Source organism: Thalassolituus sp. LLYu03 (assembly GCF_050507655.1).
In the GTDB taxonomy this organism is placed as follows: domain Bacteria; phylum Pseudomonadota; class Gammaproteobacteria; order Pseudomonadales; family Oceanobacteraceae; genus Venatoribacter.
In genome coordinates, this window is record NZ_CP191496.1 from 3768803 (window position 1) to 3781220 (window position 12418).

General features: G+C 59.4%; 14 protein-coding genes and 1 tRNA gene. 7 read left to right on the top strand and 8 right to left on the bottom strand.

Translation table 11 applies throughout. The features are described 5' to 3' along the window. Window positions 1-47: 47 nt before the first annotated feature. On the top strand, window positions 48-1316 hold the full coding sequence (gene waaA / locus ACQUQU_RS16815) for a lipid IV(A) 3-deoxy-D-manno-octulosonic acid transferase (RefSeq protein WP_430460866.1): 1269 nt from the start codon (window positions 48-50) through the stop codon (window positions 1314-1316). A gap of 76 nt (window positions 1317-1392) precedes the next feature. Here the strand turns inward: waaA and phoR (ACQUQU_RS16820) are convergent, their stop codons facing one another. Both phoR (ACQUQU_RS16820) and phoB (ACQUQU_RS16825) read right to left on the bottom strand, forming a co-directional pair. After that, window positions 1393-2673: a phosphate regulon sensor histidine kinase PhoR gene (gene phoR / locus ACQUQU_RS16820; RefSeq protein ID WP_430460867.1), complete on the bottom strand. Its 1281-nt coding sequence runs from the start codon at window positions 2671-2673 to the stop codon at window positions 1393-1395. Then, complete coding sequence (gene phoB / locus ACQUQU_RS16825; protein ID WP_430460868.1) at window positions 2674-3381, bottom strand: phosphate regulon transcriptional regulator PhoB; 708 nt, start codon at window positions 3379-3381, stop codon at window positions 2674-2676. A gap of 178 nt (window positions 3382-3559) precedes the next feature. On the opposite strand from phoB (ACQUQU_RS16825), the gene ACQUQU_RS16830 reads away from it, so the two are divergent. Further along, window positions 3560-3635: transfer RNA gene (locus ACQUQU_RS16830), tRNA-Thr, on the top strand. A gap of 59 nt (window positions 3636-3694) precedes the next feature. Here the strand turns inward: ACQUQU_RS16830 and ACQUQU_RS16835 are convergent. Next, entirely contained in the window at window positions 3695-4168 is a 474-nt protein-coding gene (locus ACQUQU_RS16835; RefSeq protein WP_430460869.1) for a hypothetical protein, read from the bottom strand. A gap of 150 nt (window positions 4169-4318) precedes the next feature. On the opposite strand from ACQUQU_RS16835, the gene ACQUQU_RS16840 reads away from it, so the two are divergent. Next, a complete protein-coding gene (locus ACQUQU_RS16840; protein WP_430460870.1) occupies window positions 4319-4639 on the top strand; it encodes a DUF3392 family protein in 321 nt (106 codons plus the stop codon). Window positions 4640-5102: 463 nt separating this feature from the next. Then, entirely contained in the window at window positions 5103-5909 is an 807-nt protein-coding gene (locus tag ACQUQU_RS16845) for a hypothetical protein (RefSeq protein ID WP_430460871.1), read from the top strand. Here the strand turns inward: ACQUQU_RS16845 and trmH are convergent. Next, on the bottom strand, window positions 5873-6556 hold the full coding sequence (gene trmH / locus ACQUQU_RS16850; RefSeq protein WP_430460872.1) for a tRNA (guanosine(18)-2'-O)-methyltransferase TrmH: 684 nt from the start codon (window positions 6554-6556) through the stop codon (window positions 5873-5875). The two genes, ACQUQU_RS16845 and trmH, sit on opposite strands and share 37 nt — an antisense overlap. Window positions 6557-6651: 95 nt before the next feature. Here trmH and cysZ point away from each other — a divergent pair, with 95 nt between their 5' ends. Together cysZ and ACQUQU_RS16860 are read left to right on the top strand one after the other, a co-directional pair. Continuing rightward, entirely contained in the window at window positions 6652-7470 is an 819-nt protein-coding gene (gene cysZ / locus ACQUQU_RS16855) for a sulfate transporter CysZ (protein ID WP_430460873.1), read from the top strand. Then, on the top strand, window positions 7439-8374 hold the full coding sequence (locus tag ACQUQU_RS16860) for a response regulator (protein ID WP_430460874.1): 936 nt from the start codon (window positions 7439-7441) through the stop codon (window positions 8372-8374). The genes cysZ and ACQUQU_RS16860 overlap by 32 nt, the downstream gene beginning before the upstream one ends. Here ACQUQU_RS16860 and phoR (ACQUQU_RS16865) read toward each other — a convergent pair. The 4 genes from phoR (ACQUQU_RS16865) to ACQUQU_RS16880 all read right to left on the bottom strand — a co-directional run bounded on the left by phoR (ACQUQU_RS16865) (window position 8353) and on the right by ACQUQU_RS16880 (window position 11990). Then, window positions 8353-9675, bottom strand: coding sequence for a phosphate regulon sensor histidine kinase PhoR (gene phoR / locus ACQUQU_RS16865; RefSeq protein ID WP_430460875.1), 1323 nt, complete (start codon window positions 9673-9675; stop codon window positions 8353-8355). The genes ACQUQU_RS16860 and phoR (ACQUQU_RS16865) overlap by 22 nt on opposite strands. A gap of 11 nt (window positions 9676-9686) precedes the next feature. After that, entirely contained in the window at window positions 9687-10385 is a 699-nt protein-coding gene (phoB, locus tag ACQUQU_RS16870; protein ID WP_430460876.1) for a phosphate regulon transcriptional regulator PhoB, read from the bottom strand. Between the two features lie 113 nt (window positions 10386-10498). Further along, the gene (gene ubiA, locus ACQUQU_RS16875; RefSeq protein ID WP_430460877.1) at window positions 10499-11395 is read right to left on the bottom strand and encodes a 4-hydroxybenzoate octaprenyltransferase; all 897 of its coding nucleotides are present in this window, start codon (window positions 11393-11395) and stop codon (window positions 10499-10501) included. 22 nt (window positions 11396-11417) lie between these two features. Then, the gene (locus ACQUQU_RS16880) at window positions 11418-11990 is read right to left on the bottom strand and encodes a chorismate--pyruvate lyase family protein (protein WP_430460878.1); all 573 of its coding nucleotides are present in this window, start codon (window positions 11988-11990) and stop codon (window positions 11418-11420) included. 208 nt (window positions 11991-12198) lie between these two features. On the opposite strand from ACQUQU_RS16880, the gene ACQUQU_RS16885 reads away from it, so the two are divergent. Further along, complete coding sequence (locus tag ACQUQU_RS16885; protein ID WP_430460879.1) at window positions 12199-12363, top strand: rubredoxin; 165 nt, start codon at window positions 12199-12201, stop codon at window positions 12361-12363. Window positions 12364-12418 lie beyond the last annotated feature (55 nt).

Sequence of the window (12418 nt, forward strand, 5' to 3'; positions counted from 1 at the left end):
GGGCTGTGCTATCATCCCGCGCTCGGATTTTTTAGGGATCAGGCTCAGTGGCACGCGTTTTTTATACCCTGATTTACGCTTTGTTGTTACCCGTGTTTGTCGCCCGGCTGTGGTGGCGCGGGCGGCTGAACCCCGGTTACCGGCAGCGTATTCACGAACGTTTTGCCCTGTTCCGCCAGCGTCCGCCGGCCAATGGTTTGTGGCTGCATGCGGTGTCGGTGGGCGAAACGCTGGCGGCGGCGCCGCTGGTCAGTCAGTTCCGTGCCCGATATCCGGCCTGCCCTGTGATCGTCACCACCACCACACCGACCGGTTCTGAACAGGTGCAGCGCCTGTTCGGGGATGACGTACTGCACGTCTATCTGCCCTACGACCTGCCGGTGTTCTGGCAGTTATTTCTCAAGCGCATGCGCCCAGGCCTGTTGGTGGTGATGGAAACCGAACTGTGGCCGAATCTGCTGGCCGCCTGCGAACGGGAGAGCATTCCGGTGATGCTGGCCAATGCACGTCTGTCGGAAAAATCTGCCCGCGGTTACCGCAAGTTTTCGGCCCTGACCTTTCCCATGCTGCAGCGTCTGTCGCTGGTGGCGGTGCAGAATGCCGTCGACGGTCAGCGTTTTCTTGGGCTGGGTCTGGCGCAGGAACGGCTGGAAGTCACTGGCTCGGTGAAGTTCGATGTGTCGGTACCGGACGATATTGAACAACAGGGGCAGTTGCTGCGTGCGCAGTGGGGCTCAGAGCGGCCTGTGCTGGCGCTGGCGTCGAGTCACGCCGGCGAAGACGAATTGCTGCTCAGTCTGTATCCGGCGCTGGCGCAGCAGATTCCGGGGTTGTTGCTGTTGCTGATTCCGCGTCATCCGGAACGGTTTGCGGCGGTGGCCGAGGCCGCCCGTGCTGGCGGTCTGCCTACGGCGCTGCGCAGTGAAAACCGCGTGGCGGCGGATACTCAGGTGTACGTGGCCGACAGCATGGGAGAAATGCTGCGCTTACTGGCGTCGGCCGATCTGGTGCTGGTTGGCGGTTCGCTGATTCCCCACGGCGGTCACAACCCGATTGAACCGGCGGCGCTGGGCAAAGCCACCTTGATGGGCCCGCATCATATGAATTTTGCTGCCATTGCAGAAAGTCTGCAGGAGCGTGGGGCGCTGGCGCTGGTGAGTGCGGATCCGGCCGATCTGCAGCAGCAGTTACTGCATTACCTTGAACGTGCGGATGAACGGCAGGCGATGGGGGGTGCGGGCCGCCGGGCGGTTGCGGAAAACCGCGGTGCGGTTAACCGCCTGACCCAGCTGTGCGCCGGGTTTCTGAAGCTCTGAGGTTGTCAGAGCTTGGTGTTTGCGGTGCGTTGTTGAGGCCGGAGTTTTAACGCCGGCGTTTTTACGCTTTGTCCGATCAGTCCTTCTGCTCGACGCGGCAACGCTCATCGGGCAGAACAAAACTGAATGTTGAGCCCTTGCCCATGGTGGATTCGATATCCAGCACGGTGTCGTGGTGTTCCAGCGCGTGCTTCACAATCGCCAGTCCCAGACCGGAACCGCCCACGGTGGATTCGCGTGATTCATCCACCCGGTAGAAACGTTCGGTCAGGCGGCTGATGTGCTGTGGCGGAATGCCCGGCCCTTCGTCTTTCACACTCACTTTCACGCCGTCATACACCGGCCGCACGCTGAATTCGATGGTGCCTTCGCCGCCGTATTTCACCGCATTGGTGAGCAGGTTGGAGAGGATCGAGCTCATCTCTTCGGCAAAACCCTGCACTTCAATTTTCTGATCGCAGCGCAGGCGGATACGGCCGTTGCTCAGTGCCTGCAGCTGGTCGACCACCGAAAAGCTCAGCTGCTGCAGATCAAACCAGGTGCCGACCTGCTCGGTGTTGGCGCTTTCCAGTTTCGACAGCTGAATCAGATCGTTGACCAGCAGTGTCATGCGCTGACTCTGACTGCCCATCTGGCCGATGGCGCGCTTCAGCGCCGGTGCCAGTTCCATGTCCTGCAGCATTTCCAGATAACCGTTGATCACCGTCAGCGGTGTGCGCAGCTCGTGGGAAACGTCGGCGATGAAGTTCTGGCGCATGGTTTCGACGCGCTTACGTTCGGTGATGTCTTTCACCAGCATGACTTTCTGGTCGAGACCAAACTGCGTGATCTGCACCTGCAGACTGAATTGCTTGCGGTGGCTGACGTCAAACTGCAGCGAAGAGCCGTAGTCGGCCTCGTTGAAATAGCGGGTGAAGCGCGGGTTACGGATCAGGTTGGTCATGTGCTGACCGGTGTCCTGTTTGCGCAGACCCAGCAAGCGCGCGGCAGATCCGTTGAAGTTGGTGATGTGGCCTTCCTGATCAATGATCACCACACCGTCGTGCAGCGATTCGATACCCTGGTTGTAGCGCTGCAGCTGCGCCGCCTGCTGGGCCAGTTTGTTCTTCAGGTTTTTTTCGCGGCGGATGAGCTTATCAACGCTGTAACCGACCAGACCGGCATCCTGTGGCGGCGGTCCCTGACGGTAGCTCCAGCGGAACAGGGCTTCCACCGAGCGCAGCAGCATGATCAGAGTAGCGATGAGTCCTGCAAGCAGTCCCCAGAGGGGAAATCCGGCTGACCAACCAAGGGCCAGTCCCAGGCCTGTGACAATAACGACGCGCAGTATCTCGCGCTGCCAGGCTTCTTTCTGCAATCAGGACTCCTTGGGAGCATCGTTAGGGGAGAAACGGTAGCCGGCACCACGCACGGTCTGGATCATCTGCTCCTGACCATCCACCGACAACACTTTGCGCACGCGGCGGATGTGAACATCCACGGTGCGTTCATCAATATAGACGTTTCCGCCCCACACCCGGTCGAGCAGCTGCGAACGCGAGAACACGCGGTTCGGGTGCAGCATGAAAAACTCCAGCAGGCGGTATTCCAGAGGTCCCAGTGTCAGGGCTTCGCCATTGATGGTGGCGCTCTGCGACTGGCGGTCGAGGCTCAGCTTGCCGGCGGCCAGTGGCACATCGTCAATCAGGGCGTTGGTGCGGCGCAGCACGGCGCGTACCCGGGCAACCAGTTCGCGTGGGGAGAAGGGCTTGGTGACGTAGTCGTCGGCGCCGGAATCGAGACCGTTGATGCGGTCGTCCTCGTCGGCACGGGCGGTGAGCAGGATCACAGGGATATCGGCTGTCAGCTCTTCACGCTTCAGCTTACGGGTCAGCTCAAGGCCGGACAGCATGGGCATCATCCAGTCCAGGATCACCAGATCCGGACGATCATTGATAATCATCTGATGGGCGAGGGCGCCGTTGGCAGACAATCTGACCTTAAAGCCAGCCATTTCCAGACAGGTACGGATCATATCGCAGATTGCAGGCTCGTCGTCGACAACGAGAATGTAGCCACCGCTCATCGTGGGTCCCCGATTCTAAGGCAAATACAGGGGTGTAATTGTGACACTTTTATGAAGAACAGAAACCCACCGGCGCCTGCTGTTACCGGTCTTTTTTCTATAATCCGATAATTTTCATGGGGTTAGGGAAAAAGCGGTTGACGGGCCGTAAACTCGACATTAAGATTCCCGCCCACTTGCCGGTATAGCTCAGTCGGTAGAGCAACTGACTTGTAATCAGTAGGTCCAGGGTTCGATTCCTTGTGCCGGCACCAGACAAAAAAGCCCGTCCTTGTGACGGGCTTTTTCTTTTCTGTTTCAGGCGTTTCTGCACTCAGAAATGCACGGTCATTTCCAGCTGATACGCGCTCTTGCCGGTCTGGCTGAGGTTGAAACGCATCTCGCCGGTTTCCGGTGCTCCCTGATAAATATCCCACGCGGTCAGCGCGACGAATTTCACGAGGTCGACCGACGCAGTGTGCTGCGACACGTGCTCGGACTCGCCCAGTTGCCATTGCACCCGGTCGTTCCAGCTGTGAAACACATCGCCCTCGTCACCCTGATCCGCAGCCCAGGCGGTTGAAAGCGGCGCAATCAACGCAAAGCAGGCGGCGCATGGGCGCAGCCATTTCTGTTGACGCAGTGCCCGGTCCAGTGTGCGCTGATCGATGGCGCCTAATTGCAACAGAGCCGCGCCAATCGGCATCGGATGAGCCTGTTGCCAGACCAGTGCCTGGTCCAGTTGTGCTTCGGTAATGGCTCCGCGACGCAACAACAACTGGCCGAGCTGATGAGGTAATGGGGGCATCCGCCTTCTCCTATGGCTGAACACTCTGTTCCAGAATGGCACAGGTTTTACAGAAAACTACCGTCTTTGGTTAACAATTGGTTTTTATTCGTAACCATCGTGGATGACGCCCGCACCAATGGCTAATCTGGCTCGCGAACAGGAGGAAATATGAGTCTGATTACTGAGTTTTCTGCGTATGTACGGCCTCACACCGACGACATTGCGTTGGCGCTGATTGCCACCTTGCTGGTGATCTTTGGCGATACGATTAACGATCTTGCCCGCCATCTGGTGCGCCGCCAGCCGGTCTGGTTGCGGGTGCTGGTGTTTATCGCGCTCTGTACGTTTGGTTATGGCATGCTGTCGGTGTGGCTGACGCCGTTGCTGGAGTCGTATTTGCGGACCTTATCGGCGGGAGTGTTTCTATTGGTGGTGGGTGGTGCGTTTGTACTGGTGGGGATTCTGGCGGAGCGCTATCACAGTCGCTGATTTTTTGGATGGCCCAAAATAAATCGGCGGCCAGAACATCCTGTTCTGGCCGCCGCAGCACCCTAGCACCATCCTGGCTATCTAGATTTTCGTTCGTCCTTGCCGCTATCCGTCGCGGTTTTACTTCCCTGTCAGCATTCCTTGCTGCTCAGATCTTCCGTGACTGCTTTCCATCGCAGCATCTTCCTGATCACTGCCATCCGGGCAGTGCGTCCGTCCTTGTGAAATTAAAGATAGCAGAAAGCCGACTTCGCCCAAGCGGGGGTTTTCTATACTGACACAAACGGTTACCGATGAGATTTTTAAAAATCGTTATTTTTCAATGATTTAGAAAATGTCTCGTTAGGTTCTTCCGGTTTCTTTGCGAATTTTTACCTAAAACGCTTACCCCTTTGTGAGATATATCGCACAAGCGCGCAGGTAAATATCGCAACAAACCCACCCAGTGGAATAGTGAGTTTGTATGAGTCACGACGTGACGATACCGTCCGGACTGTTGTATCTGCCTCTGTCAGAAGAAGTAATTCCGTTGCTCAAGCGGGCGGTGATACCGCTGACCGCCCCTGAATACGCTGCCCTTCCGGGCTACCAGCGTCCGCCGGTTACCGTGGCCGCCGTCAGCGGCGAGGAATACGAAGCGCATCTGCGCGCTGAGTTCGCCCGCCTGCCGCCAGCGCTGCGCGATCTGATGACGGTCGACACCTTTATTCAGCAGGCGGAGCGCAAACGGCGTGATATTGAACAGGCGTTGCTGGTCAGAAAGCAGCAGGCCGCTGCCGCACCGGTGGGCAATCCGGAGGACTGGCTGTGGCAGACGTTCAGTACCGATCCGGATTGCGCCCTGAGCTGGAGCCTGCACGGATTCAACCGGGTGTGGCTGGGTATTCAGCCGGACTTTTGCCCGCAGGCGGATATACGTCCGTTGCGCTATGACGAGCAGTGGCCAGCGGATTTTCCGTCGCGGTTGTGGGCGGATGCGCCCGCCCGCTCGCCGTTGCGCCAGCACAGGCTGGTGCTGGCCCGTAAGGAGGCCGGTCCGCCGATCACGGTGGCCGGGAGCCGCCAGTGGCTGCTGCGTCTGCCGCCCAAAGCGCTGCGCATTGTGCTGGTCGGCAGCGCCGTTCCGGCACCCGCATTAAAACGCTTACAGGCCTTTCTGCGGCAGGACTTCCGCTACCAGCGTATCCCGGTGGGCTACATGGCACCCGACGGCCGGGGCATGAGCTGGCACTTTCACAAGCGGCCGTTGACCCGTTGCGAAAACCCCTGAGGGTCCGTCAGCTCTCCGTCGTCACCAATCTCCGGATAGGGCAGGCCATGGGCCTGACAAATCTCGCTGATCTGTGGCTGACACCACTCAAACAGCAGGCGCTGATAATCGTCATCGGCGATACGGCATTCATCGAATAGCCCGGCCTCCTGACGCTGGCGCTGTGCCTCGCTGAGAATAATCGCCGCCGCCACCGACACATTGAATGACTGCACCATGCCCGACATGGGAATGATCACATGCTCGTCCGCCAGTTCTGCGGCTTCGTTGCTGATGCCTTCTTTTTCATTGCCCATCATCAGGGCCGTCGGCTGAGTGAAGTCGTAGGCGCGGTAGTCGGTTGCCCGGTCAGAGAGATGAGCCGCCACGATGCGGAAGCCCTGTTCTTTCAGATGGCCAATGGCGTCGGCAATGGTCGGATGGGTCTGCACGTCCACCCAGTTGCCGGCACCGGATGACTGATTAGGGCGCACATAGTAGGTGTCGTCCGGCCACACGCAGTGGACTTTCGGAATCGCAAACGCATCGGCGCTGCGGACAATGGCAGACAGGTTGCGGTCTTTGTGAACCTCGTCGGTCAGCACCGTCAGATCGGGCTGACGCAAACGCAGGGTTTGCTGAATACGTTGCAGACGTTGCGGCGTCACGCGGGGAATCCTCCGTAGAGCGTTTGGTCATAAGCGTCCTGCATTGTATAAAAGCCCCCCAGTTGATGCACGAACGCATCTGCACGGAGACAAGAATGAACGGAAATCCCCTGTTGGGCTGGCAGTATCTGGCCCGTGGTTTCGGCCAGCTGACCCGCCCGGGTCTGAAGCGCTACGTGGCTCTGCCACTGCTGATGAACATCGTCATTATGTCGGCCGCCACCTGGTGGGGCGGTCGTAAGATCAGCGGCTGGATCGAGCAGCTTACCCAGTGGTTACCCGACTGGCTGAGCTGGTTGTACTGGTTATTGCTGCCGCTGGCGCTGCTGACCCTGCTGTTTGTGATGGCCTATTTTTTCAGCGCCGTGCTGGTCAGTCTGGCCAGCCCGTTCAATGGTCTGCTCAGCGAGCATGTGGAACGGGCGAGCGGCCGCACGGTGCCGGAAGAGTCGCTGTGGTCCATGGTGCGCCGCACCTTCGGCCGCGAGCTGACCAAGCTGGGTTACCTGTTGCCGCGTTATCTGCTGATTCTGGTGCTCAGTTTTATTCCGGTGGTGAATCTGGCGGCGCCGTTTTTGTGGTTCTGGTTCGGCAGCTGGGTGGTGGCGCTGCAGTACATCGATTATTCCTACGACAACCACGGCCGCCCGTTCCACGAGGTGCGTGCCAGCGTAAAAGCCGATCTGTTAACCGCACTGGGCTTTGGTGCGCTGGTGGCGGGGTTGATGATGATTCCGGTGGTGAACTGGTTTGTGATGCCGGCGGCGGTGATCGGCGCCACGTTACTGCGCTGCGAGCGTCTGCCGCTGGCCTCCGGTGCGCAGGGCAAAGGAGCTGAAGCCGTCTATGCTGAAATCAGTATTGATGCAAAAAGGCTGAGGCATGGCGGCTCTCAACGTTCTGATCGTGGATGACGCAGCGTTTATCCGGGATCTGGTAAAAAAAGCAGTGCGGGAAACCTACCCCGGCTGCGAAATTCATGAAGCGATTGATGGCCGTAAGGCCATCTCGCTGATGAACAGCAAGTCCATCAACCTTGTGCTGTGCGACTGGGAAATGCCGGAGGTGTCCGGCATTGAAGTGCTGCAATGGATGCGCGCCGACGAACGTTATAAAGCCATTCCCTTCATGATGATCACCAGTCGTGGCGAACGCGATCATGTAGTCAAAGCCGTAGAAGCCGGTGTATCGGATTACATCGGCAAACCCTTCACCCGTGAAAACTTCGCCGGCAAGCTGACCAAGCTGGTCTGGCGCCATCTGAAAATCAAACCGTCGCAGGCCGAGGCACCGGCCAATCCGCTGGCGGCGGGTGCGGTCAGTGTGCTCGGCGCGGAACAAACCGCGGGCAAACCCAAAGGCGGTGATATGGGGGGCGCGTCGGTGCTGATGGGGGCTGCTACCAAGTTGCCGCCTCAGGTACGGGCACCGGCCGACAGTGGCAGTGCCGCTGCATTGCTGGGCGCGGCAGAAGCGCCCAAACCGCAAGCCAAGGCGGGTGTGCGGGCCAAAGGCATCGCCAGTGTGCGCTTTGGTTCCGGCGGTACGGCCAAGCTGGTTATCAAGGACATCAGTCTGCAGGAACTGATCGGCGTCTTCCGCCGCGAAGGCAAGCTGCCGGCGCTGCTGGAGCAGGCGGTGCTGGACATTGTCGATCAGGAAACTGGTGACGTCGCGCGCATTAACGGTTATGTGCGCATGATGCAGGCGCAGGAGCCGCACCCGGACGCCGAAACCATCCAGATGATCATCCGCTACGTCGATGATGATCCGGAAAAACTCGAAACCCTGTCGCGTTATATCGCCCGCGTGCGCTGATCCGGCGCCATTTGGCTGATCAGGCGCCGGCTGATAAAGCGGGCGCGGAAGCAGCTGCCTTTGCCCACTTCGCTCTCGATTTCCAGCGTTGCTTCATGGCGCAGCAGCACGTGTTTGACGATCGCCAGCCCAAGACCGGTACCGCCGGTTTCTTTGCTGCGGCTGGGGTCTGCCCGATAAAAACGTTCGGTCAGGCGTGGGATGTGGTGGGCTGCAATGCCGGTGCCGTTGTCGCGTACCGACAGCAGGCCGTGCTCGGCATCGCCCTGCCACAACACCTCAATGCGGCCGCCGTCGGGGGTGTACTTCACCGCGTTGAACACCAGATTGGAAAAGGCACTGCGCAGTTCATCACCAAAGCCGAGCAGGCCTTCCGGGCCGTCGCAGCTGAGCGTGATGTCGTGGCCGCGCTGGCCACTGAGCGCCCGCGCGTCGGCGCAAATCTGTTCCAGCAACGGCTGCACAAACACAGCCCCCGGCTGTTCGGTGGAGGTCGTTTCCAGACGCGACAGCGCCAGCAGATCTTTGATGATGGCTTCCATGCGCAGACTCTGTTCGCTCATCTGCTCCAGCATGCGGCCCCAGCGCGGCGGCAGGTCGTCACCGTGCATGGCCATGGTTTCGACGTAACCCGACAGTACGGTCAGCGGTGTGCGCAGCTCATGGCTGACGTTGGCGACAAAGTCTTTGCGCATCTGTTCCAGATGCTTGAGGCGGGTAACGTCGTGCACCAGCAACAGGCGGTCGCGGCGACCGAACTGGGTGATATTGAACTGCAGGTGCATGCGTTTGTTGACCGGCGACTGCATGGTCAGCGGGTCGCGGTAATCGGCGGCATCGAAATAGGTTTTAAACGCCGGATCGCGGATCAGGTTGGTGATCGGCTGTCCCACGTCCACCGGCGATTTCAGCCCCAGAAAACGTTGTGCAGCCTGATTCCACCACTCCAGATTGCCGTGGCTGTCGACCATCAGCACGGCATCCTGCAGGGCGGCGGTGGAATCCTGAATGCGGTTAATCACCGACTGCAGTTTCTGCTGATACTTCTGGCTGCGCAGCTGCAGGGCACGGGTGTCGGAAAATATGGCGCCCCAGATGCCGAGGCTGTCGGGCAGGGTGGCGGTCTGACCGGATTGCAGCCAGCGGTGGAGACGGGATAACTGCAGTAATTGCCAGCCGACGTAGATAGCCAGTACCGCCGCCAGACTCCAGCCCGGCTGATGCAGGGTGATGCCGGCGGCGACGGCCAGAACCAGCAGATAGGTCAGACGGCGCAATTCCCTGCGCCAGACAGGACTCACCAGCACTCCGGTCAGGAGGCTTTGGTCGAGAAACGGTAGCCGGTACCGCGGACGGTCTGAATCAGATGGTCGTGGGATTCGCCCAGTGCTTTACGCAGACGGCGGATGTGCACATCGACGGTCCGTTCTTCGACATACACGTTGCCACCCCAGACCTGATCCAGCAGCTGGGCACGGGAATACGCGCGCTCCTGGTGGGTCATGAAAAACTGCAGCAAACGGTATTCGGTCGGGCCGATTTCTACCGGTTTGGTGTGCGAGGTCACGCGGTGACACACAGGGTCCAGCATCAGACCGCCGACTTCGATCGGCTCTTCGATGCCCTGCGGCGTGGCACGGCGCAGCACGGCTTTCAGACGCGCAACCAGCTCACGCGGCGAGAACGGCTTGGTGATGTAGTCATCGGCACCGGCCTCAAGGCCCTGCACCTTGTTATCTTCTTCACCTTTGGCGGTCAGCATGATGATCGGCAGCTCGGCTGTCAGATCATCGCGCTTCAGGCGACGGGCAAACTCCACTCCACTGGTACCCGGCAGCATCCAGTCGAGGAGAATCATATCCGGCTTGGTATCAACGATTTTGCTGTGGGCTTCCTGAACGTTAGCCGCTTCCATGCATTCGTAGCCCGCCATTTCCAGCGCCACCGCGATCATCTCGCGGATCGGTGCTTCGTCATCGACGATTAATACCGTCTTACCTGCTTTGCTCATAGTCGTCACGCAAGTGTCATAATCCGATCTTATTGCGCTGGTATTACACTGGCGCAATGTTACAGGGATGTGACAGTTGACGATGAGATCAGCAGATTAGCGAACAAGAGGCATCAGACTGGTGGATTCAGCAAATAGTTCAGCAGAATACCCGCCCAGATCATAAGGCCAAACCAGTGACTCTGGCGGAACGCCGCGAAGCATTCGGCGCGCCCGCGCCCGCGGATGCTCCACATCAGCCAGCCGAGGAAGGCGGAGCCGGCTACCAGGGCCACCCAGAATGGCCAGCCCATCTGCAGCTGGCTGCCTGCCGACAGCAGGCAGAACACCGCAATGCCCTGCAGCAGACCGATCATGGCAATGTCCAGATCGGCAAACAGAATGGCGGTGGATTTCACCCCGATTTTCATGTCGTCGTCGCGGTCGACCATGGCGTACATGGTGTCGTAAGCCACCGTCCACGACAGGTTGGCGGCGTACAGCAGCCAGGCGACGGCGGGCACTTCGTTGCTCTGGGCAGCGAATGCCATCGGAATCGCCCACGAGAAAGCGGCACCGAGAAACACCTGTGGCAGGTGAGTGTGGCGCTTCATAAACGGATACAGTGCCGCCAGTGCCAGACCGCCGAACGACAGCAGCACTGTGTAGGTATTGGTCAGCAGCACCAGCAGAAACGACAGCCCAACCAGCACGGCGAAGCCGGTCAGGGCTTCTTTTTCTGACAGACGCCCGGTGGCCATCGGACGTTCCGCGGTGCGCTTCACAAAGCCGTCGACCTTACGGTCAGCGAAGTCATTGATGACGCAGCCGGCGGAGCGCATAAGAAAGACGCCGATGATAAAAATCAGCACCACAGAAAAATCCGGATGACCCTTACCGGCCACCCACAATGCCCACAGCGTTGGCCATAACAGCAGATACGAGCCCACCGGCTTATCAATACGGGTGATGGCAACCCAGTCCTGCCATTGTGGCCAGTGGCGGTTCAGTAGTGCAGTGAAAGCGGTCATGCGGTATTCCTGCGGTAAAAGCTCAGACGTAGGCGTCCAGACGGGATGAAAACGCCTCCGTTACCAGTAAACGCCCGCCGCGCAGGGTGAACACCGAGCGGCGCGCCCATTGTAACCCCAGTTGATTGGCGGCGCAGTGGCTCACCTGCAGGGGCGTGCGTTTGAGGCCGGGCTGGCGGAACAGAAACGATCCGAGTGAACGGTTGCCCAGATGACGCAGCTGCGCGCCGCTGCCGCGCAGCGTCGACATCGGCACGGCCGTGCGGGCGTAGACAATCGGCTCATCAGCAAGGCGCAGAATCACCTCCCGCACCCAGACCGCCTGCTGTTGACCCAGATTCAGCGTCCGGCGTTCGGTGGCGGTCGGATGCGCTGCGTACTGACCCAGAACCTCAACATGAAAGGTACCGGGGCGCAGTGCGCTGATGCGGGCGGTCAGAGAGCCCTGATCGAACAGCCAGTCGCGCCATAACGGCCTGAGACTGAAGGCAGGAATCTGATTTCGGTTTGACCAGACGGGGGCCAGCGGATGCAGTGTGCGGGCCAGACCCTGAGGTAAAACGGCGGACGCCTGCAATGCGCGGATGGGGGTCATCGGACAGTCGGACTCCGGAAACAGCATGGGGCTCAGTTGCCCCTGAAGAGGCGCGCAGGATGCGACAAAAGGCCGGAGCAGGCAAGCGGTCGGGCGCAACCGTGCATTGCGCACCCGCCAACTGCCCGGAAAAGACCGTTGATTTTCCTAGGGTGGCTGAGTAGTTTTACGGCCTTTCTGAATATGTGTGTTATCCAAAGGTAAGAAAATGAAGAAGTGGCAGTGTGTTGTGTGTGGCTGGATTTATGACGAAGAACTGGGCGCGCCGGAAGAAGGCCTGGCGCCGGGTACCCGTTGGGAAGATGTTCCTGCCGACTTTATTTGCCCGGATTGCGGTGTAGGTAAAGACGACTTCGAAATGGTCGAAATCTGATCCTGCTGACGCCCCCTCAGGTGCGGCTTCCGCACCTGCCTCTCCACCCCTTTCA